Annotated in this window: 20 protein-coding genes; 9 read left to right on the forward strand and 11 right to left on the reverse strand. The window is 63.1% G+C overall.

Annotated features, from left to right (window positions below; all coding sequences use genetic code 11):
* Positions 1-74 precede the first annotated feature (74 nt).
* The 5 genes from B0G71_RS16415 to B0G71_RS16435 form a co-directional block, all read right to left on the reverse strand.
* Positions 75-2,309, reverse strand: a complete 2,235-nt coding sequence (locus B0G71_RS16415; protein WP_116142766.1) for a polysaccharide biosynthesis tyrosine autokinase — start codon at positions 2,307-2,309, stop codon at positions 75-77.
* Between the two features lie 49 nt (positions 2,310-2,358).
* Positions 2,359-3,498: a polysaccharide biosynthesis/export family protein gene (locus B0G71_RS16420; RefSeq protein WP_116142767.1), complete on the reverse strand. Its 1,140-nt coding sequence runs from the start codon at positions 3,496-3,498 to the stop codon at positions 2,359-2,361.
* A gap of 65 nt (positions 3,499-3,563) precedes the next feature.
* Entirely contained in the window at positions 3,564-4,949 is a 1,386-nt protein-coding gene (locus B0G71_RS16425) for an undecaprenyl-phosphate glucose phosphotransferase (RefSeq protein WP_116142768.1), read from the reverse strand.
* A gap of 53 nt (positions 4,950-5,002) precedes the next feature.
* The gene (locus B0G71_RS16430) at positions 5,003-6,550 is read right to left on the reverse strand and encodes a mannose-1-phosphate guanylyltransferase/mannose-6-phosphate isomerase (protein ID WP_116142769.1); all 1,548 of its coding nucleotides are present in this window, start codon (positions 6,548-6,550) and stop codon (positions 5,003-5,005) included.
* A gap of 85 nt (positions 6,551-6,635) precedes the next feature.
* A complete protein-coding gene (locus B0G71_RS16435; protein WP_116142770.1) occupies positions 6,636-7,625 on the reverse strand; it encodes a helix-turn-helix domain-containing protein in 990 nt (329 codons plus the stop codon).
* Between the two features lie 804 nt (positions 7,626-8,429).
* Between B0G71_RS16435 and B0G71_RS16440 the strand changes: the two genes are divergently transcribed.
* From B0G71_RS16440 to B0G71_RS16450, 4 genes are all read left to right on the forward strand, one after another.
* Positions 8,430-10,718, forward strand: a complete 2,289-nt coding sequence (locus B0G71_RS16440; RefSeq protein ID WP_116142771.1) for a hypothetical protein — start codon at positions 8,430-8,432, stop codon at positions 10,716-10,718.
* A 113-nt stretch (positions 10,719-10,831) separates the two neighbouring features.
* Positions 10,832-10,981, forward strand: a complete 150-nt coding sequence (locus B0G71_RS41370) for a hypothetical protein (RefSeq protein ID WP_166679073.1) — start codon at positions 10,832-10,834, stop codon at positions 10,979-10,981.
* A 45-nt stretch (positions 10,982-11,026) separates the two neighbouring features.
* The gene (locus tag B0G71_RS16445) at positions 11,027-11,479 is read left to right on the forward strand and encodes a GDP-mannose mannosyl hydrolase (protein WP_116148657.1); all 453 of its coding nucleotides are present in this window, start codon (positions 11,027-11,029) and stop codon (positions 11,477-11,479) included.
* A 131-nt stretch (positions 11,480-11,610) separates the two neighbouring features.
* Positions 11,611-14,001: a PIG-L family deacetylase gene (locus tag B0G71_RS16450; protein ID WP_116142772.1), complete on the forward strand. Its 2,391-nt coding sequence runs from the start codon at positions 11,611-11,613 to the stop codon at positions 13,999-14,001.
* Positions 14,002-14,031: 30 nt separating this feature from the next.
* Here B0G71_RS16450 and B0G71_RS16455 read toward each other — a convergent pair whose 3' ends face one another.
* Positions 14,032-15,117 (reverse strand): glycosyltransferase family 4 protein, encoded by a 1,086-nt coding sequence (locus B0G71_RS16455; RefSeq protein ID WP_116142773.1) that lies wholly within the window; start codon positions 15,115-15,117, stop codon positions 14,032-14,034.
* On the opposite strand from B0G71_RS16455, the gene B0G71_RS41375 reads away from it, so the two are divergent.
* Positions 15,025-15,336, forward strand: coding sequence for a hypothetical protein (locus B0G71_RS41375; protein WP_181916948.1), 312 nt, complete (start codon positions 15,025-15,027; stop codon positions 15,334-15,336). The two genes, B0G71_RS16455 and B0G71_RS41375, sit on opposite strands and share 93 nt — an antisense overlap.
* 617 nt (positions 15,337-15,953) lie before the next feature.
* On the opposite strand, the gene B0G71_RS41990 is transcribed toward B0G71_RS41375, so the two are convergent.
* A complete protein-coding gene (locus B0G71_RS41990; RefSeq protein ID WP_258875615.1) occupies positions 15,954-16,400 on the reverse strand; it encodes a hypothetical protein in 447 nt (148 codons plus the stop codon).
* Here B0G71_RS41990 and B0G71_RS16460 point away from each other — a divergent pair.
* The 3 genes from B0G71_RS16460 to B0G71_RS41380 all read left to right on the forward strand — a co-directional run bounded on the left by B0G71_RS16460 (position 16,375) and on the right by B0G71_RS41380 (position 18,908).
* Positions 16,375-17,916 carry a hypothetical protein gene (locus tag B0G71_RS16460; RefSeq protein WP_258875616.1) on the forward strand — a complete coding sequence of 514 codons (1,542 nt, stop codon included), beginning with the start codon at positions 16,375-16,377 and terminating at the stop codon, positions 17,914-17,916. The genes B0G71_RS41990 and B0G71_RS16460 overlap by 26 nt on opposite strands.
* A 257-nt stretch (positions 17,917-18,173) precedes the next feature.
* Positions 18,174-18,641 (forward strand): hypothetical protein, encoded by a 468-nt coding sequence (locus tag B0G71_RS16465; protein ID WP_116142775.1) that lies wholly within the window; start codon positions 18,174-18,176, stop codon positions 18,639-18,641.
* A gap of 126 nt (positions 18,642-18,767) precedes the next feature.
* Positions 18,768-18,908, forward strand: coding sequence for a hypothetical protein (locus tag B0G71_RS41380; RefSeq protein ID WP_166679071.1), 141 nt, complete (start codon positions 18,768-18,770; stop codon positions 18,906-18,908).
* A 45-nt stretch (positions 18,909-18,953) separates the two neighbouring features.
* Here B0G71_RS41380 and B0G71_RS16470 read toward each other — a convergent pair whose 3' ends face one another.
* The 4 genes from B0G71_RS16470 to B0G71_RS16485 all read right to left on the reverse strand — a co-directional run bounded on the left by B0G71_RS16470 (position 18,954) and on the right by B0G71_RS16485 (position 23,857).
* Positions 18,954-20,438 (reverse strand): MFS transporter, encoded by a 1,485-nt coding sequence (locus B0G71_RS16470; RefSeq protein ID WP_116142776.1) that lies wholly within the window; start codon positions 20,436-20,438, stop codon positions 18,954-18,956.
* A 73-nt stretch (positions 20,439-20,511) separates the two neighbouring features.
* Positions 20,512-21,753, reverse strand: coding sequence for a CaiB/BaiF CoA-transferase family protein (locus tag B0G71_RS16475; protein WP_116142777.1), 1,242 nt, complete (start codon positions 21,751-21,753; stop codon positions 20,512-20,514).
* The gene (locus B0G71_RS16480; protein WP_116142778.1) at positions 21,750-22,727 is read right to left on the reverse strand and encodes a hydroxymethylglutaryl-CoA lyase; all 978 of its coding nucleotides are present in this window, start codon (positions 22,725-22,727) and stop codon (positions 21,750-21,752) included. The genes B0G71_RS16475 and B0G71_RS16480 overlap by 4 nt, the downstream gene beginning before the upstream one ends.
* Positions 22,728-22,963: 236 nt before the next feature.
* A complete protein-coding gene (locus B0G71_RS16485) occupies positions 22,964-23,857 on the reverse strand; it encodes a LysR family transcriptional regulator (RefSeq protein WP_116142780.1) in 894 nt (297 codons plus the stop codon).
* Between the two features lie 339 nt (positions 23,858-24,196).
* Between B0G71_RS16485 and B0G71_RS16490 the strand changes: the two genes are divergently transcribed.
* Entirely contained in the window at positions 24,197-24,850 is a 654-nt protein-coding gene (locus tag B0G71_RS16490; RefSeq protein ID WP_116142781.1) for a LysE family translocator, read from the forward strand.
* Positions 24,851-25,069: the final 219 nt, after the last annotated feature.

Consider the following 25,069-nt stretch of genomic DNA (forward strand, 5'->3'; position numbering starts at 1 on the left):
GTTAAGCTTTGCAATCCGACTGCCGGAAGCCTGGCTGCGCGGCTTTGCCGGGCGGCCGGCCGTCGGCCGCTGCCTCAACCGGCGATGCTGTCGTAGCCGTAGTAGCCGCCCTGATAGCCCGAGCCGAGGAACGCACCTTCCTGCGGCACATCGGTCAACAGAACGCCTCTGAGCCCCACGCCGCCATTGCGCAGCCGCTTGGCCGTCTCCATGACTTCGTTGAGCGGATGGCGGCCGTGGCGCACCACCAGCAGCGTCGTGCCCGCATACTTGCCGATCACCGTCGAGTCGGTCACCGCGAGAACCGGCGGCGTGTCGACAATCACGAGGTCGTAGTGCGACTTCAGTTCTTCGAGCATCGTTTCGAAGCGCTTGCTCATCAGCAGTTCGGCCGGATGCGAGGGCAGCGTGCCCTTGGCAAGCACGTCGAGACCCGGCAGCACATCGCGCTGAATCATCGAACTCAGGTCGCCGCCGCTCAGCACATCGGACAGACCCGGCTGATGCGCGACACCGAAATGCGAGTGCACGTCGCCGCGCCGCATATCGCCGTCGATAATCAGCACGCGCTTGTTCGCCGACGCCACCAGCGCCGCCAGATTCACCGAGAGGAACGACTTGCCGGAATCGGGCCGCGAGCCGGTGATCATCACCACGTTGTTCTCGGCGTGATCGAGCGAGAGCTGCAGCGAGGTGCGCAAATTGCGCACGCCTTCCACGGCGATGTCTTCAGGCGCCTGCTGCGCCAGCACATGCAGTCCGCGACGGCGCAGCATGACGTTTTCCTGCAGCTTCAACTGGGTCTGGCTGCGCGGCACCACGGCGAACACCGGCACGCCGAGCATGCCTTCGAGTTCGTCCGGACGTTCCACGCCGCCGTACATCGCGCGCTTGAAGAAGGTCAGCAGAATGCCGAGCACGAGGCCGCCGCCGAGCGCGATCAGGATCGCGATCACGCGTTTCGGCCGCACGGGTTCATCAGGCGCTTCGGCGAAATCGACCACGCGCACGTTGCCCACCTGTCCCGCCTTCGCCACGCGCAGTTGCTGCGCGCTGTTCAGCAGATTGGTGTACAACTCCGTATCGACGTGCACGTCGCGCAGCAGACGCAAGGCGGTCTGCTCCGTATCCGGCATCACCGCCACGCTGCGGTTCATGTTGGCCGCCGCGCCTTGCAATGCGGCGATCTGCGCGTCGAGCGCGGCCACCGCCGGGTGATTCGCCGTGAAGCGTTGCGACATCTCCGCGCGTTGCTGCTGCAGATCCATCAGCTTGGTTTTGTTATCGACGATCTGTTGCAGCAGCAGGCGGCTTTCTTCGCCCAGGTCGACCGTGCCATGCGTGTTGCGGAACTTGTTGTAGCGTTGCTCGGCGTCGTCGAGCTCCTTGCGCAAGCCCGGCAGTTGCTGATCGAGGAAGGCCAGCATATGCTCGGCTTCGGTCGAACGGCTCTCTACATCCTGACGCACGAACTCGCGCGCCATGCTGTTGACGATCGCCGCCGTCAGGCCGGCGTCGCCGCCTTCCAGACTCGCGCGGATCACACCGGATTGCAGCGTGGTCTCCTGCACCACCAAAGCCTTTTGTAAACGGTCCACGGTGCTTAACGTCGAGGCGCGCTGCAATTCGAAACGCGAGCCGGCAGGGCCGACCAGCTTATCGACGCGCAGCGTGATCGGGCCGTCGGCCGTATCCGTTTCCACGGTTTCGCCGACTTTCCCCGACAGAATCGCAATACCGTTCTTGTCCCGCAGCACGTACGACCCGTCATTGCCGGAAATCAGCGTGAAGGTCGTGTCGTACATTTCCTTCGACGTGTCGAACTGCGACACCGAAATGCTCTCGTCACCCCATGCATAGCCGGACAGGTTGATGAACTGCGGCAACTTGAAGCCCCATTGCCCGTTCACCAACCCCGCGATCATTCCGCCGATAACCGGAAAATAGCGCGGCGCAGCCGTGATATCGAGGTGCAGTTTCTTGACGGTCTCTTCCGTGACGAGCCGCGACTTCAGCAACTCGATCTCCGCCGCCGTCGAAGGCTTGGTGTCGAACATGCCGGTGAGCGGCGGCAAGGAATCCTTGCCGTTCGCATTGGCATTCGCCGTCTTGTCCTCTACGTGAAACAGAACATCCGCGCGATACGTGGGCGGCGCGAGGAAAGCGTACGCGCATCCCAGCGCGAGCGCGATCAGCGTCACCACGACGATCGTGCGCCAACCTCGCACGATCGTGCGCAGATAGTCCGACAGGTGAAGCTCGTCCGGACCGGACACGTCGGTGTAACGGTTTTCAAAGTTGATTGCCATTTTCTTCACCCAACAAGGTCCGGAGGTTCAAGTTCACACTGTGCGGTTACTATTTCGCGAGAACGGCGCCCGTTACAGCCGCATTGATCGCCGGCAGCAGCAGGTTCAACACACGGTTGAAGCGGACCAGCCCGCCTTGACCGACATACACCACGTCTTTCGGCTGCAGTTCGAACTGATTCGCTAGCACCATCGACACCGGCGAGGTCGCGTCGAGGTGGTACACCTCAGGCGTTTCGCTCGTCGAGTTGCGAATCACGAACAGTTGCCGCGCCGCAGCCGTGTTCGAGTCGAAGCTGCCGCTGTCGGAGATTGCCTGCGAAAGCGTCAACGAACCGTTGCGCATCGGCAGGATGGTCGCCGGCTTGTTGACTTCGCCCATCACGTAGACACCGCTGTCTTCACGCGATGCCACCCGCAGCACGTCGCCCGGTTGCAGGTAGATGTCCGACGGATTGCGGCCGCGCTTGATCAGGTCGTCCACGTTCAACTGATACGGCACGCCGTTGCGGAGCAACACCACGCGGCTGCGATCCGCATTGGCGCTGAGGCCGCCGGCCTGGCCGATCGCGTTCGTCAGCGACATCGGAATGTCGGTGACCGACAATGCGCCAGGCGTGCGCACTTCGCCGTCGACATAAACCTGCTGCGCGCGGAACGAGGCCACCCGCACCGTCACTTCCGGCTTCTGGTACACCTTGCTCAGACGCTTGTAGAGCTCCTTCTGGATCGTCGTGGCGTCCTTGCCGGCCACATGTACCGTACCGGCATATGGGAACTGCACGTCGCCGTTTTCGTCGATCAGGAAGCCGGCTGCGGCGTCCGACGTTTTCGCGTTCTGCTGCGGCTGGCCGAGCGCGGCCGCGAGTTCCGGGTGATCCCACACGACGATCTGCAGCACGTCGCCGGGGCCGACCTTGTAAGCGGTCGGCTTGCCGAACAGTGCGGTCGTTGCCGGCGGCAGCGTCGACGCCATTTGCGCCTGGTTCATCTTGCGCAGCAGCGCGAGATTGATATCGGTAATCGGAATCTGCTGTTGCTGCGACGGCTCAGTACTGTAATCACCACCGGTGTCCTGAATGGTGGCCGGTGTGATCATCCGCTGGCCGGGCGCGATACCGCATCCAGAAAGCAGTGTTGCCGTAGCGAAAACCAGGAGACTTCCCGTGCGTAGACCAAGCGAGCTCATGATGTTCCTCCTTGTGCCACGGCGTTTTTCCTCAAGGGACGAAGCGCGCAGCGTTTTGTTAACAACTAATAAGCGTTTCGATGCACCAGTCCGGCGACTATCGTCGCGCCGATAATCCGCATGTCGAGCGCGAACGACCAATGGCCCAGGTAATACAGGTCATGTTCGACGCGACGTTCCATCTTCTCGATGCGGTCGGTTTCGCCACGAAAACCGTTGATCTGTGCCCACCCCGTGATCCCCGGTTTTATGCGGTAGCGATTGATATAGCCCGCGACCACTTTCTGATAGAGGTCGTCGTGCTCGAGTGCATGGGGACGCGGTCCTACGACCGACATGTCGCCACGCAACACGTTAAAGAATTGAGGCAATTCGTCGAGGCTCGTGCGGCGCAGGAAGGCGCCCACTCTCGTGACTCGCGGATCGTTACGCGTAGCTTGCCTGACGGTGCCTTTTTGCTCCGTGTGCAACCGCATAGAACGGAACTTATAGATCGTGAACACGTGACCGTCGGCGCCTTTGCGTTTCTGTTTGAACAGAACCGGACCGCGCGAGGACAGCTTCACCGCGATCGCGATGACGAGCATGACCGGCGCGAGCGCGATCAAGGCGGTCAAGGCGAACAGGCGGTCGAAGATTTCCTTCTTCAGCATTGAGTTCGCGGACAGCGGCGAAGCCACCAGATTGATCGCCGGCACGCCGAGCAGATCGATCACGCCGCTGCCCTCGAATAGCGCGAGGCTGCGCACGTCCGGCATGAAACGGATGTTCACCAGGTCGTCGCGGAATTCGCTGACCAGCGAACAGATCAGCGGCTCTTCGGAAAGCGACAGCATCAGCCACAGTTCGTGGACGTCGTTGGTCCGCATGTAGCCGGCCAGCGCGTCGACCGTGTCGAACACCGGGACTCCGGGGCTCACGACCGGCGACACATCCGGACGCGCGTTGTACACGGCCGTGGCGCGAAAGCCGGTAGTCGGCGCGGCGTTGATCCGGCGAATGATCGCGTCGCACTGCGAGCCGCTGCCGACAATCGCGACCTGATGCAGATTCAGTCCCGCGCTGCGTGCCCTCGCCAATACGGCGTGCGTCATCAGGCGGTATGCGATCAGCAGGCCGCCGGTCACCGCCGTCCAGTATGAGAACCACAGCCGTGACACGAAGTCGATACGATGCAGCGAATACATCAGCACGAGCGCGCTGACCTGCACCATCAGCCACGCGAGCGACACTTGCCCGGCCAGCACCAGCTTGGAGCGGCCGCGCCATGATTCGTACACGCCGAACGCCGGAAAGATAGCCAACGCGAAAGCGGCGGAAAACATCACGAGGGCCCAATAGAATCCGGATTGAGCGAGGTAGTCAAAGCGGATCTGCGACGCCACCGCCGCACCCACCAATACCAATGCAACATCGAAAACTCGCGCGAGCAAATCCTGAAACTTGCGCATTCTGGTCACCTCGTTCTTGCCGTTCTTGTCCGCAGTTGAGTCCGGCGTGCTGTTTAGGAGCAGCGGCCGTAGTTGTCGTTGAACCTCACAATGTCGTCTTCGCCGAGATAAGCGCCTGACTGGATTTCAATGATTTCGAGCGGCACCTTGCCCGGGTTTTCGAGCCGGTGCTTGATGCCGAGCGGGATATAGGTCGATTCGTTTTCGCTCAACAGAAACTGCTCTTCGCCGCGTGTGACGAGCGCCGTGCCGCGCACGACGACCCAGTGTTCCGCGCGGTGGTGATGCAATTGCAACGACAGTTGCGCGCCCGGCGTCACCACGATGCGCTTGACCTGGAAACGCTCGCCATGGTCGATCGAATCGTAGAAACCCCAAGGACGGCGCACCTTGCGGTGCGCGTCGGCCTCGGGCGCGTGCTGCGCCTTGATGCGCGACACCAGCCCCTTCACGTCCTGCACGTGCGAGCGGTCGACCACCAGCACCGCGTCCGCGGTTTCGACCACCACGACATTGGTGGTGCCGACACAGGCAACCAGCCGGCCTTCCGAATGCGCATAGCTCGAGACCGCTCCTTCGAAGGTCACCCGGCCGCGTCCTGCGTTACCGTTGACGTCCTTCTCCATCGCGGCCCACACGGCGTCCCAGGAACCCAGGTCGGACCAGCCGGCATTCAGTCCGATCACGACGCCTGCCGGCGTCGCCGGCGCGCTGTCTGGCGTTTCGGGGCCGACAGTCTCGGTGAGGCGCTCCATCACCGCGTAGTCGATCGAGTTGGCGGGCGCACTGAGAAATGCATCGACCAGCGGCCGGAAATACGCACCGTCCATGCGGCCGCCCGTGAATGCGCGTTCGCAGGCGGAGTGCATGTCCGGTTGCAGACGCTTCAACGTATCCAGCCACACGCTGGCGCGGACGATGAAGATGCCGCTGTTCCACCAGTACATGCCCGCCGCCACGTACTTCGCCGCGAGTTCTTCCGCGGGCTTTTCAACGAAACCGTCGATCGCATGGCCGCCGCCCGCCAGTTCGGCGCCGACGCGGATATAACCAAAGCCGGTGTCGGGGCGCGTGGGCGGCACGCCCAGTGTCGCGATCGAACCCTGCTCGGCGTAGCGCGCTGCGAGTTCCAGCGCGGCCTGCAAGGCGGGCACGTCGGCGATCGAATGATCCGCCGGCATGACGACGAGAATCGCGTCGCGGCCGCCCGAACACGCCAGCAACGCCGCCAGCGTCAATGCGGGCGCCGTATCGCGACGAGCCGGCTCGACAATAAGACGAGCGTCGACGCCATTTTCATGAAGTTGTTCTGCGATCACGAAGCGATGTTCTTCGCCGCATACGATGATCGGCGAGGCATCCACGCTCCAGCCGGCCGGAAAGCCGTCCATGCGCCGCGCGGTAGCTTGCAGCAGCGAATCGGAACCGACGACGTCGATCAGTTGCTTCGGATAGTTTTCCCGCGATACCGGCCACAGGCGCGTGCCAGAGCCGCCCGCCAGAATGACTGGAACAATGCGCGTGGAACCCGCGCTCGCCGTCGCGGCACCCGCAGTGTGCGTGCCGGCCGACGCGGCGCCTACAGCTCCCTGAGTCAACATATTCGCATTCCTTATAATTCCCAAAGTCGATGGAAGTACGGACCGGATGCCGTGTTGCCACACGGCCCGCCGGCTGGCCCCGTCGCTATTCGCCGACTAGTCGGCGACTTTGAATTCGAAATTCGGTCGGCGAAATTCTCATCCGCTTACGAAACACTTTCGCGAGTCGATCGCCGTTGCCCATGCCGGTGCGGCGGGCTATCTTGTCGACCGGCAATTCCGATTCGGTCAACAGGCTGCAGGTCACCGCAAGGCGCTCGTGCAACAGAAAACTCGAGGGCGTAATGCCCATTTCCATCTTGAAGCGGCGCAGAAAGTTGCGCTCGCTCATCGCGGCGAACTGCGCCGCGTCGGCAATCGAAATCGCCTGCTGGCAATTCTCTTGCAGCCAGCGAGCGGCCGCGCGCACCTTGTCGCCAGGACTCAGGCCGCCGTCTTCGCCGAGCAGCGGCGCGAGATTCGAGCATGAGTCCGCCAGCAGGCGCTCGGCGACGGTACGCGCGGTGGCGCCGCCGAGATCGCGCTTGATCATGGCGAGCGCGCTTCGCATCGATTCGAGACGATCGCCCGCATCGGCCGTCTGCTCAGGCTGGCGCGTCGGCGTCGGCGCCGACTGCGCATGCGCATCGCCAAGCTCGTGGTTGTCGGGCACGAACGCCGCCTCGAGCAACGCGCGACCTTCCGCGATCGGCCGGATCATGCCGGTATTGCGGCGCACACGGCGCAGCCACGCAATCAGGCGTTCGTCGTTGGCGGCAGCCAATGCGCCTTTGCCACCCGCAACATACAACGCGTCGAAACCGCCGTAATGCCGCGCGTCGAGTCCGTCAGTCCAGACCCGCAGCGCGGACGACGAAGTCACCATGCCGCCGTCGGCCGACAGGAACGAAACGTCGTATAACCAACCGCCCGAGCCGGACGAAGCCATTTCGTTGGCTGCCTGGAACACCTCGGCGACAACCCCTGCTCCCTGCAGCGAGCAGTCGTTGAACATCAGTATCGCGATGCGACGCATACCCTTGCTCGGAGCGTGCACCCAGCGCAGCATTGCGGACTCGAGACTCGCGCAGGTCATAGTCATCCTCTCACCAGAAAACGGATCTACTTTTCACCTTGGAAGGCCGCAGAGAGGCCATCCTCTGTGCAGCGCATCATAGTCACCGCCCTTCAAGCACTTAGCCGCCATGACCGAAAGCGCAGACATGTTGGCGTATGGACAGGGTGACCAACCAGGGATTTTCGGAACAACCCCGCAACCGCCGTCTTTTTCAACGAATTAATTGCCGATTCCGCATAGGAATGAATTTGCATTCTGCGAATGTTAATGCAAATAAAAACGCCATTTCGTACGCCACCGCACACACTACGACTACTCGAAAACGGCGCAGTTACAATTTGATCCATCCATCGCGAAGTGGATTTGAAGTGACTTTTTCCCATCAGGGCGTCAGAATGAGTGCAACCGGCTTTGCAATCCCGACGTCTGCCGCAGCCCGTGCCCACTCTGGTTTCTTCTGACGATATATGCGCGGGGATGGCAATAAGTAAAACGAACAACCAATATAAACACTTGAGAGTTCGACAAAATTATTTACTTGGTTGTTGTTGGATCGCACGCATATAAACGTGACGATTAATGTTTCAAACCTGAAACACACAAATAAGATACCTTTAGGTCGCACGGCAATAGACGGGCCAATGGCGGAATGTGTCGAGACGGGACCGGACTATTTCCGCCAGCGGTGTGCGGAAATACACTATGCGGTTTCCGCAACACATTGCACGAAGGCGTCACACGAGGCGGCTCTGACCTGGTGAACTAGTAATTGGGCGACGCGTCTGTGGCGCCTGGAAGGACAGCGAACGACACGGGGAGCACATGTCGAATGTACGCGAACAGCACGCGCCGCGAAACCGCAACGGCGCCTTTATCGGTGGCGGAGTACGGCAGGGAATGGCCCTCGCTATCTCGACAGTGGCCGCCATTCTGCTTGGCTTCGCGGCCGGCCGATGCGTAGCCGCCGATGCTGCGCCGCAGGCGAATGGTGTGAGCAATGGCCCATTCACCGCGGACGGCAGGAAGTGGACGCCGTGCGCGGCGGAGTACGGCACGTGCCGTTTCAACGGTACGCGCGACGTACTGTATGGCACGCCGGAGCAACACGTAGTCAAAACGTTCTCAACCAGTGCGGAGTGCAATAACGGCGTATTCGGCGATCCTGCGCCCGGAGTGGAGAAACGTTGCGCGATGGCGCCGGCGGCGGCGAGCAATGCACCCGCGCCTGTCGCGAAGCAGGACGCAGCGCCGAGCGCCGCAATGCAATCTGCCACGCCAATAGACCTGAAGGCGCCACCCGGACAAGGGCTGCGTTGCTCGTCACCTTCATCGCGAGTACCTGCAGCCGCGAACGGCGATCTGCTCGAAGCCGATACGCCCAGCGACGGCACGCGTCTGTTCGCGGTGAACAAACCGTTTGCGCTGGTTTTCGCCACGCGCCCGACGCAAGGCGACACGCTCAACTGGCAGATACGCGACACGTGGAATGCCGTGCGCGCCAGCGGACGCTTTCCCGTCGCGGCGGGTGCGACGCTGTCCACGTTGAGCTGCGCGTCGAGCGTGGCGGGCTACTTCGCGGTGTCCGCGTCGCTGGAACGTGCTCATGGTCAGCTCGAATCGCGCGGCACGCGCCCCGCGGGTATCGCGACGTTCGGCGTGCTGCCCGATGCGTCCGCTGCGTTACCCGTCGTGCGTTTTCCGTATGAAGATCTGCACCGCTTCGGCGGTCAGGGCGCGGCTTATCTTGCGCCGGGGCAACACTGCTGCGACGGCGACGGCTACCGGCCGGTCTATACCGCGCTCGGCCTCACATGGGTCAACGACAATCGCAACTGGTATATGGAGGAGCCGAAACAAGCGGGCACGTTCGAGCCCGCCAGCAAACAGCTCACGCCGTTCTTCCGGCGCGGCGACCTGCTCCGGCTGATCCAGCTCGACGGCATTCCGCAGTGGGCGAGTCCAACGAAGACGGAGACGCACAGCTATGCGCCGAAATCGCTCGCGCAGATGAAGGACTACATGGCCAAGGTCGGCGCCGAGTCGAATCGCGTGCGCACGACTTACTTTCCCAAACAGCGCGATAACTACTATCAGGTGACGTGGGAACCGGACGCGGACGGCGGTCTGCCGTGGCGTGACACGGATGCGAATTTCATCGCCATGTACAAGGCCGTCTGGGAGGGCATCCATCAGACGGATCCGCATGCGGTGGTCATGGGTCCGACCTATTCGTCAGTGCAGGGTAATGTCACGTGGATGCGCAAGCTCGGCCCGCAAGGCATCGGCCGCTATATGGATGGCATGACGATTCACGGTTACTACGATATCGGCACTACGCCCTCGCACCCGCCCGAGCGCGTCGCGGATACCGGCAATCAGGGCACCGTGCCGGGCGCGCTGCCCTCCGCAATGCGCGCGCTGCGCCACGAAATGCGCCTGTACCTGAAGCCCGGCGCGCCGCTCTTCGTGACCGAAACGGGCATCAGCTACGACATCGGGCAGTCGTATGGCAAGAATTATCCGGGCGCGAACGTGCTGTATGCACAAGCTGCCGTGACGGCGCGCACGCATCTGATCCTGCTAGGCGAAGGCGCCGACATGACCTACGTGTTCTATCTGGCGGATATGCCGGACGCCGCGCCCGGCTACGGGATTTTCTTCGAGCTCGATCATCCGAAAGGCACCTACGGTCCAGCCCGCATCAGCCCGAAACCCGCGGCGCTCGCGGTAGCGGCGATGACGCGGATCATAGACGGCACCGACACGCTCGGACCGCTCAAGGATCTGCCCAAAGGCGTCTACGCCTACGCGTTTCGCCGGCTTAACGGCGGCAAGATCGTGACCGCGCTTTGGACGCACGACAACGACAGGTGGAACGCCCAAAGCGGCTTCGACGCGAGTCGCAGCGCGGACTATCGTCTGCGAGTCGATGCGCCGGGCACGGCCGGCGAAGTGACGGCGTTCGACATGATGGGCAACGCGACGAGCTTGCCGTACCGCGACGGCGTGGCTAACCTGCAACTCTCGCCCGCGCCGGTCTATGTCGTCTCCAGCAACGCCGACGTCTTCAAGGACGCTGTCACCACGCCCGAGGGTTACGTGGCGCATTAGCGGCGCGATGTGCCGATACTTCGGCGTGATGGGACAGCCTCTGCGGCGACTGGCGCACATAGTATGCAAGCGGATGCACGTTAGCATGCCTACCAACACGCCGGAGCCGAGACATGAACGGCCTTGCATGGATGACGCTGATACTGGCCGCGTTGATCGGCGCGTTTCTCTTCGCGACGATCGGCGCGATTGTGCTCGCGCTTTTTCTGACGAGCGTGTCGGGCCGGCTCACGCGACACGATGATCACCATCGCGACTATTAGCTGATGACGCGTTCAACCGGCGCGAGAAACGCGGGAGATGACATGCTGTTGACCGAGATCGATTTCCTGGACGTGGTCCGCCTCACGCCTCTGGTTGCGTTCGATCTGATCGTCAGCGATACGCAAGGGCGCGTGCTGGTAGGCCGCCGCCGCAACCGCCCTGCCCGTGGCACCTGGTTCGTTCCCGGCGGTCGCATCCACAAAGACGAAACACTCGACGCCGCGTTTGCCCGCATCGCTGACGCCGAGCTGGGCATCGCGAAACTGGCGCGCTCGACGGCGCGCTTCGAAGGCGTGTTCGAGCATCACTACAGCGACAATTTCGCGGGCGAGCCGGACGTGTCGACGCATTACATCGTGCTCGCCTATTCGCTCACGCTCCCGGGCACCGCGCCGCTCGGACGGCCCGAGCAGCACAGCGAATACCTTTGGCTCGCGCCTTCGGAACTGCTCGCGCGCGCGGACGTCCACGACAACACCAAAGCCTACTTCCTCTAACGCAGCCGCAGGCCGTCGCACGAGGCTGAACCCGCGCCAAGGCGCGATTTGCGACGGACTGTGAGTTCGGCAACGTGCCGGTCATGGCCGCCGCAGTATGATGCGAGCTCACCGTCAGAGCTCGAATCACCATGCGATTATCGGCAAGCCCGCTCGTTCGCGATTCATTCTTTGCTTTTCTCGCGGTTCTCTTCTTCGCCTTCCTGCCGGGCGCGGCGCGCGCGGCCGAGTGCGGCCCCGGCACATTGGTCACGGTAGTCGCGCACCTCGACGACGATCTGCTCTTCGTAGACCCCGCCATCAGCGAGCGTCTCGACGCGGGCTGGTGCATCACTACGGTGCATCTGATCGGCGGTGCCAACGGTGCGGATTTCGCTTACGTTCAAACCCGCGAGCGGGCCTCACGCCTCGCTTATGCGCGCATGGCCGGCGTGCCCGACGAGTGGCTCGAATCAAACGTTACGATTGCCGGCAAGCTCGTGCATCAGATGGTGCTGAAGGCCAGGCCGCAAGTGCGCCTGCTCGAACTTCGCCTGCCCGGCGGCGCCGTGCGCGGCGGCCGCGTACCGCTCGGCCTGTTGTGGGAACAACACGCCACGATCTCCACGTATCCGATGAACGCGGACGGCTCCGTGCGCGTGAAATACGATCGCGATTCGCTGTCGGCGACTTTAAAAGCGATGCTCGCGCCGGCGACGCTGATCTACACGCTCAATCCGGACACCGTGCCGTTTATCGAGCATCCCGATCATATCTATTCCGCGCGTATTACTCGCCACGTCGCGCAGACACTCGGCAAAGGCGTGCCGATCGTCTACCACGTCACCTATCCGACCGGCGGCTGGCCCGGTAATCTTCCCGCTGCCGAAGTGCAGCGCAAGCGTGACATCGTCGCCAGTTATTTTTCCATCGACGGCAGCGAGTCGTCCCATGTATTCGGCGAGTTTCAGTGGGATGGCAACTGGATTTCGCGCCGCTATGTGGTTGACGATCGCACCGATCGCCGCGTGCCGGATTTCGTGTCTCATCCAATCCAGCTGTTCAACGCGGCGGCGAGCCGCTGCCTGACTTCCACGGGACCAGGCCGCGCGCCGACACTCGCCGCCTGCACGGACTCGTCCGCGCAGCAATGGCGTTGGGATCCGCTGACCGTGTATCCCGGCAATACGCGCAACGCCGCGCTCGTGAGCGTCGCGACGTCGCAATGTATCGCCGAGCGCGACGGCTACCTGGTCGCGGAGACTTGCGATCAATGGGACGTGGCGCAAAGCTGGACGCCGTGGGACTTCGGCCTCGTCTATACGCCGATGCGGCATTGTCTCGGCGAAAACGACGGCAAGCTCACCATGCGCGGCTGCACCGCGCTCACCACGCGCTACCGCTGGGCCACCACGCAACACACGCAGGCGAACGACCTGAGGCTCGCCGCGGCGATGGTCGGCGACATCGCGGGCTCGGGCGAACAGTCCGTGGTGTACGTACAGCGGCAACACGACGGTCCGGGATTCAACGTGTATGCCGCGTCGCTTACCAAGGCTTCGGCGCCCGCGCTGTGGTACGCGAGCGCCGTCCCCTTCGATCCCCTGGCGAGCGCGCCGAGTTGCGCCGGCGACAAACTGTGCTTCGACAGCGTGCGCTTCCTGCTCGGCGATTTCGACGGCGACGGCAAGGCGGATCTGATGATCGTCGCGGCGCGCCAGGGCGGGACCGCGTTCTGGTTGCTTCGCAGTACCGGCGAATCGTTCGAGACTCCTCGCCTCTGGCTGCAAACGAGCAACGCGTTCAGGCCGGAACTGACGCAGCAATATGTGGCGGCGAACTTTACCGGCACCGGACGAGCCAGCGTGCTGATCGCGCAGAAGCGGCCCGACAGCGGGCTCGATCTATGGATGGCGTCTGCGCAAGGATCGGGCATCTCAATGGGATCGCCGCCGGTGCTCTGGGCGCAGGCCAGAAATCTGCCGCAGAACGTCAATCTGCTGACACGCGAAACGGCCGGCTCGCGCGCCTCGCTGGTCGCGGTGGACGGCGCCGACGGACGCCTCGCGATCACGCCGATCGCCAACGAGGGCACGCGCATGAGCGTCGGCGAGCGCAACGTGTTGCCGGCGACTTTTGCCCCCGCCTTCGTGAAAGTGACAATGGGCGCCGTGCATGGCCGCGACGGCAACACGCTGATCCTGCTGACGCCGCATCTGGACGAATCGAGCGAAGAAGCCATGATCGACGTCGCCACGCTCGACCTGAGCGGCGCGGCGAGCGCGCCGGCCCAGGCGGCGACATTGCATGGCATGTCGTGGTCGGATGTGTTTCCGGAATTCGTGCGTGACAAACGGGGGGCGGCACTCGTGCTGTTTCGACGGACCGACGCGACCCTCGGCGATTTCTATTTCACCGGCGGCGCGCCGGCAATCACGCGCTATCCATCCGGAAACGGCCTGACGCTGGGCGAAGTGCAGGAACTCGGCAAACTGCCGGGGCTTTTCTCGGAGACCGTGCGAATCGACCGGCTCGCGCAATAACGTTACGCAAGCCGGCCGGCCCGATCGACGTCAGGCCGAAACCCGGAGCGGGTGAACGAACTTGCGCGCGATCGTCATGTAACGATCCGCGGTGTCGTGCAGCGTGTAGCCGGCCAGCTGCCGGTTCGCGCGCGGCGTGTCGAGCGCGTGCAACAGAGCGCGGCCGTAGGCTTCCGCATCGGTCGTGTCGACCAGACTGACGCCGGCAAACGCGCTCGCAAAACCGAACGAGGGAATCCGGCTCGCCACGACTGGAATGCCCGACGCAAGCGCCTCAAGAAAACCAATGCTCTGTGCTTCGAAACGCGACGGCATCGCGAAGACGCGCGAGGCGCGCAGAATCGCGGCGACGTCGGAACGCGGGCCGCCCACCGTCACCTTGCTTTCCAGACCCAGCTGACGAACCAGCGACAGCACCGCCCCGTGATAGTCGAGATCTTCGACGACGCCGCACAACAACAGACGTGCCTCCGGCTCCGATTGCAACACGCGCTCGAACGCGCGGATCGTGTCCAGTTGGCTCTTGCCTTCGATATAGCGGCCGAGCTGGACGATCTGCTTCGGGTGCACGCCGATATCTGGCGCGACGACGTCGTTGTCTTCCGAGAACAATTGCGCATCCACACCATTCGGAATCACGACCATGGAGGGATGGCGGCCAATCTCCCGAAGGTAGTCGTCGATATTCTGCTGCGACACGCCGATGACGGCTCTCGCGCGTCGCGAGAGCAGGCGTTCGGCGCGCTTGAGCGCACCGTTCTCGAAATCGTTGACGCCAGAATGCATGACCCATGCGATCGGCGTATGGACCGGCAGAAGGCGCACATAAAGCGCGGCAAGCGTGGCATGAGCCACGATGAAATCGGGCCGGAACCGCCGCACCACGCGATACAGATGCAGCAGCTTTCCCACCCTGCCATAGCGAACCTCGGGAAACAGACACGTGACACCGGCCGCCTGAAGTTCTGCGTGAATGGCGGCGAAATCCTCCTGCTCCGGCAGCAGCGATGTCATGCAGACCTCATGGCCACCGCGCTGATGATGAATGGCCAATCCCTTTACGAGTACTTCCGCCCCGGACAAACGCGGTGCATGAACCAGTTGAAGAATCCTCACGATCTATCTCTCTGCATAACCGCCTTTTTTGCGCAGCGGAGGGATGCCGCCCCCGTTATAGCAGACGCAAAGATAACGTCGGCATCCAACATCGTGGTTGGCGCGCTCCGCTTTTCGGAGCGCATCAGTGCTTTCGTAAAACAGCGACAGTTCCGCTGCGAAGTCCATGTCGCGAAGAAACCTTACACCCAAGGTCCAGCACTTTTACGCCAACCCTAAGAGCTTTTCGGCTGACCAATGAGCGCTAACGCCCATTTCTCAGTCGATTGATCCCGCCAGATAGTTAGGCATCCGTTTCAACTTTTTACGACCCTAATTCGACGTGGCGGACAAATACTAGTCTCGCCTGACAGATATTTCGTACGAATAAAGCAATTAGTACTGCATTAATGTTCATACGTAACGACTAGTTACGTCTTTTAAGCATACTAATGCGTATCGTTGCGGTCGATTCTTCCCAAACTGGGCTGTTGCAGCCTACGGACAGTAAAAAGTTCGTCGGCTTGCGCGGTGACTTCACGTGCTGCGATCTGAATCGCGCTACTCCTCAATAGGCTGGCCGTTTTCGTCGTACTTTCCCCGGTCGTCCGATTCCGCCAAAACCCGCTCATGTCAGCGGTGCGGTTTCGTATGACAAACGCTTCTTTGCACAGAAGCGCTTCGGAGCCGGCATCCCGGGAAGGCATCACCCTCGCGCAGTCACGACGCTGCGCACTCAGGACGCCAGTGTCGAAGCCTCGGTCATCGGCTGGCTTGCAAATGAACCCCGCTGTTCGCTCGACCTCCCCAACGCGCTTTGCGCGAGGACGTAGACGCACGATCAGCTAACGCATTGCTTACAGATTGATGAAATCACGACTACTCCTACTCTCGACACTCTCTCTCGCACTCGCCGGATGCGGCGGCGGTGGCGGCGGCAGTAACGGCGCCGCCAGCACCGCGGCAGCGCAGTCCGGCGGCACCAGCGGTTCAAGCAGTTCGGCCAGCACCTCTGCCGCCGGCAACGCCAGCACCGGCACCGCTGCATTGAGCGCCACGGGCGCCACCGCGGCGATGAGCTGCGCCTCGCCGACCACGTCGGGCGGCTCGGGCAGCGCAACGATCTCGGCCGATACGCCGAGCGCCGACGGCACGCGCATCTTCGCGTCCGGCAGCACCTTCCAGCTCGTCTTCAACACCAACGCGCCGAGCGCGGACACGCTGAACTGGGCCGTCACCGACACGCTCGGCCGCGTCGCCGCGAGCGGCAGCACCGCCGTGCCGAGCGGCGCGAAAACCATCACGTTCGACTGCACCTCGACACTTGCCGGCTATTTCGCGGCGACGGGCACGCTGGCCAAGAACGGCGGCCAGTTGCCGCAAGCCGGCACGCGTCCGGTCGGCATCGCCAGCTTCGGCGTGACGCCGAACCTGTCCGGCGTCGTTCCGGCCGTGACGTATGCGCGCCAGGAGCAGCATCGCTTCGGCATGCAGGGCGCGAACGACAACGGTCCGCTGCTCGCCGCGCTGGGCATTTCGTCGACCATCGACGATCGCCAGCTCTCCAGCACGGAACCGAACGGACCGAACACGTTCAACCCGTCGGCGAATAATCTCGACTCGTTCTACAAGAGCGGCAACGTGATGCGCCTGATCCGCCTCGACGGCATTCCCGCGTGGGCGAGCAGCACCGGCGCCTTCCAGGACGACACGAGGCTGCCGACCGACATGTCGTACTACCAGAGCTATATGAGCCGTGTCGGCACGGAATCGAACGCGATTCGCGCCGCGTACTTCCCGACCCAGTCGGCGAACTACTATCAGGTGACGTGGGAACCGAACCAGATGTGGACCGACACCGACGCCAACTTTGTCGCGTTGTACCAGGCGGCCTACCAGGGCATTCATTCGACCGACCCGCACGCGATGGTGATGGGCCCGGCCGATGCCTTCCCGAGCCTGACCACTTCGCACCTGAAGCGCCTCGCGTCGCTCGGCTTTGGCCAATACATCGACGCGGTCGCCACGCATGGTTACTACGACGCGGGCACGTCGCCGTCGCATCCGCCTGAGCGCTACGACAGCGACCCGGCCACCGCCGACGGTTCATTGCGCGGCCAGATGCGCAACCTGCGCGCGGAAATGGCCACCGACTATCGGACCGGCATGCATCTGTTCTCGACGGAAGCGGGCATCAGCTACGACCTCGGCACGTCGTACGGTCCGAACTATCCGACCGCGAACGTGTTGTACGCACAAGCGGCGGTCGCTGCGCGCATGCACATCATCACGCTCGGCGAAGGCGCGGATCAGACCTACGTGTTCTACGGCGCGGACTATCCGGATGAAGTCGGCTACGGCACCTTCTTCGACCTAAGCGATGCGCAAGGCGCGTACGGCGCGACCAATATCAGTCCGAAGCCGGTCGCCATGGCGATCAGCGCGATGACGCACACGCTCGATGGCACCACCACCCTCGGTCCGGTGAACGGCACGCCTACCGGCGTCTACGCCTACGCGTTCCAGCAAGTGGGCAACGGCGCGGTCGTCACCGCCTTGTGGGCGCACAACAATAACGTGTGGAGCGCGAGCGCGGGCTTCAGCTCGACCTATAGCGTTGCGTACAGCCTCAACGTCGACGCGCCGGGCACGAGCGGCACCGTGAAGGTGGTCGACATGATGGGCAACGCAACCAATGCGAACTACAGCAATGGTGTGCTGACGCTCAATCTGACCGAATCGCCGGTGTATGTGGTGTCGAACAATGCGTCGGTCGCCAAGGCCAACGCGACGACGCCGGTGGGTTACGCCGCTATGTAAGACGCGCGTTTGACAGACCCGGATTCGGGTACTCGGCGGACATGAAAACGTCAGCCGGCTCATGGGCCGGCTGACGTTCTTTTTTTGACCGTTCGAAACAGGCACCGCAAGGTCTGTATCGAAAACGAGCCACGATGTCGCAGGATCGCACCAATACCTTGAGATTTGTCTTATAGCTAAGCAAGTTTGGGCTGCCTACAATCCACTATTCCTTTAAACGGTCGATAGGCCAGTAATCTCAGCGGGCGAGGTAAGACGTGAGCAACACCTACCAGATGAACTACAGAAATCCGATCGCTGAAAGCTGGAATCACAACATTCCCCTCCCCACACCTGAAGCAGCCGAAGACGTATCGTCGATGCTCGAACGGTTGAAAGCCGAATCGAATTCGCTGGAGTCGTATTTCACCGAACTCGAGAGCGAACTCAAGCGCGTCCATCTCAAGCGAAAGATTGTGGGCAAAAAACTGGGCGTGCTCTCGGAACTCGTCAAGGATGTCGACGCGCTGCATGCGGAGCCCGCAGTAGCGGTGCAGACCGTGGCTGCCGTGCCCGAGATGGCGGCCGCTGCCGACGCCGTTTCGCGACGCTCGCGCAAGAAACAGATATTCGCCGTCGCGTCGATTATTCTCGTGGCGCTGGCAATTGCTTTCATCGCACTGGAAAAAACCGGCCAGATTTCTTGCGTGACTTGCGCGCCAGCCAGGCTGCTGGGCCTGATGTAAGTTTCGCTGCGACCCAAGTCAGGCAAGCGCCTGGAAAACAGAAACCCCAACATAAAGTGCTAAAACAGGCGCACACTAGCGTATTGCTCGTATGTAGAGCAAAAACCGCCAATTGGGGAGTCCATCATGGCAAAAGGTCAAATGCGCAGTAACCGCGAAGTCAAGAAACCGAAGCAGGCGAAGAAACCCCAACCCGCCACTTCGCCATCCGGCGCGCCGCCGATCCGCGTAGCACCGAGCGTGTCGGCAACGCAGAAGAAGCACTAAAGCAAGCAAGCCCGCCACACACCGGCGGGCATTCTCGTCAGCGAATTACTTCGAAATATCCTCCAGCGCCACGTCCCGTGTCTTCGGCCCGAGCATTCCAATGGCCAGCATCACCACTGCCATCGCTCCGGAAATAAACACAAACACGCCGTCCACGCCAAAGCGGCTCAAACATCCCGCGATCACGAACGCGGAGAACATCGCCGAAATCCGGCTCCACGAATAAACGAATCCCACGGCCCGCGCCCGGATACTGGTCGGAAACAACTCGGCCTGATACGCGTGATAGCTATACGAAATAATATTTCCCGCTAGCACGAGACACACGCCCAGGCTCACCAGCAGGACCGTCTCGCGCGCCTGGCTGAACGCCAGCCCGCACACCACATTCACCGCCGCCATGCAGATGATCACCGTCTTGCGCTCGAAGCGGTCGGCAATCAGCAAGCCCAGCAACGGCCCGAGCGGCGCGGCAATCGCGATGATGCTCGCGTACATCAGACTCGTCGTCACCGTAATGCCCTGTTTGATCAGCAAGGTCGGAATCCAGTTCGCGAAACCGTAATACCCCATCGTCTGAAACACGTGGAAGATGATCAGCATCAACGTGCGTTTGCGGTACGGCGGCACCAGCAGATCGCGAAACGCCGCCCGTGCGCGCACTGGTTCGGGCAACGCCGGCTCCGGCAGCGGCCGTCCGTACTCACGCTCGACGCGTGCTTCGAGCCGCGTCATGATCGCGTCCGCTTCGTCGATGCGGCCTTTTTGCGCGAGCCAGCGCGGGCTCTCCGGCAGACGCAGACGGATCCACCACACCACGATCGCGCCGACCACGCCGGTCAGCACGACCAGACGCCAGCCATCGAGACCGAAGTAACGATGCGGCACCAGCAGATACGACATAAACGCGACGATCGGCACCGCGCAAAACCCGACCGCCTGCGAACACGCCGACGCGCGTCCGCGCACATGCTTCGGCACGAGTTCGGAGATGTACGTGCCGATCGTGACGATCTCCACACCAATGCCGATCCCCGCGATGAAACGCCACAGATTGAGCCCAAGCGCCGTATCCTGGAACGCCATGATGATGTTGGCCGCCGTGTACCAGAGCAGCGACCACGTGAAGATCGCTCGACGGCCGAAGCGATCGGCGAGAAACCCGCACGCGGCCGTGCCGATGAACAGACCCGCGAACAACGCCGCAATGAAACTCGCCACGCCGCTCGTGCCGAACAACCCGTGTGTCGTCGCGGTGAGAATGCCGCTGCGCACAAGTCCCGGGGCGATATAACCGGAGAACATCAGGTCATACAGTTCGAAGAACAGCCCGAGGCTCAGCAGCATCACCAGCTTCCAGATCGACCGCGTGGCCGGCAGGCGGTCGAGCCGCGCGGAAATGCGCGCGCCGTCCAGCGCGATTTCGTCGGCAAGGCCATTCGCAGATGCACCCGCGCCGGAGGGCAATCCGCCGAGCGCGCCGGCATCGCCGACCGCCGTTGCATACACCGCTTGATTCGACGACTTCATCGTCTGTCTCCTTGGTCCGGTCTCGCGCCGGATGAGATTGATTTGACTAAGTTCGATGCACCGAACACAGCGCTCAGGCAGCGGCTTCACGCGGCATCTGATTCGAGCCGCCGTTCAACGCCGCGATCTGCGCTTCGTCGTAGCCCAGATCGCGTAGCACTTGCGCGGTGTGCTCGCCAATCTTCGCGATCGGTTGACGCGGTTGCAGACGCGCACCGTCGAGTGAAATCGGCAGCAGCGGCATGGCGGTTTCGCTGCCGTCGTCGAGCGTCAGGCGAGCGAGACCGCCGCTCTCGTTCAGATGCGGGTCGTCGAACAGCTCTTCGGGTTTCGTGATCGACGCGAACGGAATGTGGTCACGCTCGAACTGCGGCACCAGTGCCGCGCCTTCGAACTGGCTCAGCGTTTCGCCGAGCGTCCGCAGCAACCATTCGCGCGCCTGCACGCGGTCGTTGTTGGTGGTGAGGCGCGGGTCGGCCAGCAGATCCGCGCGGCCAAGAATCGCGCACAGCGCGCGCCACTGACCGTCGCCGGTCGCGGCGATAAACATCTGCTCTTCGTTGGCGAGCGTGAACACGTCGTACACGGCCCATGCGCTGATGCGCTCGGGCATCGGCGCGGCGGGCACGCCGGTCGCGGCGAACTGCTGCATGTGCTGCGCGGAGAGCAGCACGCAGTTCTCGAACAGCGCGCTCTGCACTTCCTTGCCGCGGCCGCTCGCGTGCCGTTCGTGCAAGGCGGCAAGCACGCCGATCGCGCCGAACATGCCGCCCATGATGTCGTTGACCGAACTGCCCGCGCGTAACGGGCGGCCCACCGGTCCCGTCATATACGCGAGGCCGGCCATCATCTGCACGACTTCGTCGAGCGCCAGACGGTGTTCGTATGGACCGTTCAGGAAGCCTTTGTGCGAGACGTAGATAAGCTTCGGATTGCGCTCGCGCAGCGAGGCGTAATCGAGACCGAGGCTCGCCATGCGGCCGGGCTTGAAGTTCTCGACGAACACATCGGCCGTATCGACCAGCTTGTGCAGCGCGGCCAGTCCCGCTTCGCTATCGAGGTCGAGCGCCACGCTTTTCTTGTTGCGATTGAAGGTGCGAAAAAAGCCCGCGCCGGTGCCGAGCAAACGACGCGTGCCGTCGCCGCGCGGCGGTTCGACCTTGATCACTTCGGCGCCGAGGTCGCCAAGAATCATCCCGCAGGTCGGGCCCATCACCATATGCGACAACTCGACCACGCGAATGCCCGCGAGCGGCAGCGCGCCAGACTGCGGTTGCGGCGCCGAAGAAAAAGGGGAAGAAGAAAGCGGATTCATTGCAGTACCTGCGAGTCGGAGGATTCGAAACGTTGACGGGCGGCGCTGAACTGTTTGGGCAAGCCGGCGCGCGCCAGATAGCCGTACAGCGGTTCGCCGGGCAGAGCGTCGGCGAGCACGGCGCGCGAGGCGAGCAGACGGTCGAGGTCAATGCCGGTCTCATAGCCCATGCTGTCGAGCATGAACACGAGGTCTTCGGTGTTGACGTTGCCTGTCGCGCCCGGCGCATGCGGACAGCCACCGAGCCCCGCAAGCGACGCGTCGAATTCGCGGATGCCGTGTTGCAGCGCGACCAGCGTGTTGGCGAGACCGAGACCGCGCGTGTCGTGGAAATGCAGCGAGCGCAGCTTGCCGCCCACGACGTCGCGCACCAGTTCGATGATCTCGCCGACCTGGCGCGGCGTCGCTTCGCCGGTGGTGTCGCCGAGCGCGATCACATCGGCGCCCGCTTGCGCCGCGGCGCGGGCGATCGCGGCGATATCCGCGTATGGCACCGCCCCTTGCAGCGTGCAACCGAACACCGTCGATAACCCGGCGATCAATTCGACGCGCCGCGCGCCCGCTTTCGACGCGCCGTCGATCAACTCGCGCATCGCCGCGAAGGCCTCGATCATCTCGGCCGGCGTCTTCCGGACGTTCGCGAGGCTATGCGCGGTGCTCACCGAAATCGGCGCGACGATCCGGTGCACGCCGGATTCGAGCGCACGCTGCGCACCCTTCACGTTCGGCACCAGCGCCGTGACGATCAGATCGTCGTAGGCGAGCGCGTGGGCGATGACTGCGTCGGCGTCGGCCATCTGCGGCAGCAGCTTCGCCGGCACGAACGAGGCGACTTCCATATGGCGCACGCCGGCCGCATAGGCGGCGTCGATCCAGCGTCGTTTGAACTCGGTGGGCATCGTGCGGGCGATGCTTTGCAGACCGTCTCGCATACCGACTTCGGTCACGACGACGCGCTCCTGGATGTCACTCATGGTCTTGAATCCCGGTCTTGAATGCTGCGGAGAATGCGGGGAGATGAAGCAACTGAGTGACAGCGTGCCCGCGCATCGGCGTGCGCGAAAGTCTGCGTTGGCGACGCACTCCATCGCCGCTCGCGATGGCGGCTCAGGCAGGCGGGACGGGCGTGAGCCGTCGCAAAGGGGAAACCCTTAAGGGCTTTTCAGAGGGCCTTGATGCGCGGATCGCCGCTGGGTCCGCGGGCTTCGCCTCACACCGCGTTCAACAGATGATCGAGCAGATGCGACGCCGCGAGCGTCAGTGCCTGGCGGTCGCGCATGCAAATCACGAAGCGCCGTTCGGCCCAGGCTTCGCGCAAGGGCACGGCGATGATGCCGTATTCGTCAGCGGCATGGCGGGGCAGCGCTTCGCGCGGCAGGATCGCCACGGCGAGGCCGGCCTGGATGAAACGATAGGCGGCGTCGAACGTCGACACGTAGGTGCGATAGTTGAGTTCGTGGCCCTTCTCCACCGCGATGCGCTGCATCAGCGCGTTCACCGATGCATTCGACGAGAGTCCGAGGTGGTCGAACGCCAGCGTCTGCTCGAAGCTGATCGCGGCCTCGCCCGCGAGCGGATGATCGCGCGGCACGATCAGCGCGAGATGATCGGAGCGATAGGGCACGACGTCGAGACTGCCCAGCGGCACCGCGTCGCGGCAGATGCCGAGATCGGCGACGCCCTCTTCCAACCCTCGCACAATCTCCGCGCTGACGCGCTCTTCGACGTCCACGCGAATTCGCGGGTTCGCTTTCAGAAACGCCGAGAGCGCCTCAGGCAGAAACTCGACCATTGACGACACGTTCGCCAGCACGCGCACATGGCCGCGTGCGCCGGCTGCGTATTCGCTGAGTTCGGCCTGCAGGCGTTCGTGGCCGCGCATGATGAGCCGCGCATGCCGCAGCAGCGCCTCGCCCGCGGCGGTCGCGCGCACGCCGCGCTGGCTGCGCGACAGCAACGCGACGTCGACCAGCGCCTCGAGATCGGCGAGCCGCTTGCTGACCGCAGACGGCGCGATGAACTCGCGCTCGGCCGCGCGCGCGATCGTGCCTTCCTCGCAGACGGCAATGAACAAGCGCAAGGTCACCTGATCGATCTGCCACATGAGCGGGCGTGCTCCCAAGGTTTGAAGTGGGAAAATTATGCCCGACGATGACGGCGGCCGAGGCCATCCCAGGGTATCCACCGCGGGAGTTGCCTGGGGTGCCGGGTTCGCTTGAGTTGCCCGGTTCGCTCAGGACGCCGGGATCGTTTCAGCCGGGCCGACACATGGGTTACTTGGCCATGCAGGCCGCTTGGACCACCCGCCTCGCTTCAACCTGCAATCAGATCCGCACTTGCCCGGCTTTTCCGGTCTGGCTATCCTGAGGGCCTTGCCGGCCGCGAACCTTTGCGCAGCAAGCGAATCGCGGCACGAACCAGAACAAATCAACCAGAGATAGCCATGTCCACCACCAGTCTCTTCCTCACCGCCGCGGGCGTCGGCCTCGCGATTGCCGCACCGGTCGGCCCGATGGGCATGCTGTGCATCCGCCGCACGCTGACCGGCGGTCCGCAGGCCGGGCTTGCCATCGGTTTCGGCATCGCAACCGGCGACGCCGCCTATGGTCTGATCGCGGCGCTCGGCCTCGTCAGCATCTCGCAATTCATGCTCGCGTACGACCGGCCCTTGCATCTGCTGGCCGGGTTGTTCCTGTTGTATCTGGGTGTGCGCACGCTGCTGCAAAAAGCGCCCGCCGATGCGCCGAACGGCAACGGCAACGGCGAAGGCAACGGCAAGCTCGCGCAAGTGGGCCGCGCCGGCGCGCTGCGCGCGTACGCGAGTTCCTTGCTGCTCACGCTGACCAATCCCCAAACGGTCATCATGTTCGCCGCGCTGTTCACCACGCTCGCCCCGCGCGGCGCGTTTTCATCGAGCGTTGCGCTGACCACGGTAGGCGGCGTGTTTTGCGGCTCGATCGCGTGGTGGTGTTTTCTCGTGACCGTGGTGTCGCTCGCGCGCCATGCGATCGGCAGCAAACTGCGCGTGGCCATCGACCGGATTGTCGGGTTCACGCTGGCGGCGTTCGGCGTCGTGGAAATTCGCCGGGCGCTTTGAGCGGGCGACAACACATCGCCGTACGCCTGCGCAAAAGGCCGCGAGCCGGCCCGACTCGCCAGCGTTGATCGACCGTACACGCATCGCTTCATACGCAAACGCAGCGGTTTTGCGACAATAGCGGCTTTCGCCGCGCCGCGGCGGCCCTCCCGCCGCCCTCCATCGACTGTCGAAGGCCGGCGCGCCGGCCTTGCCGCCTATAACCCGTCCAACCCACCC

This window comes from Paraburkholderia sp. BL27I4N3 (genome assembly GCF_003386115.1).
Classification (GTDB): Bacteria; Pseudomonadota; Gammaproteobacteria; order Burkholderiales; family Burkholderiaceae; genus Paraburkholderia.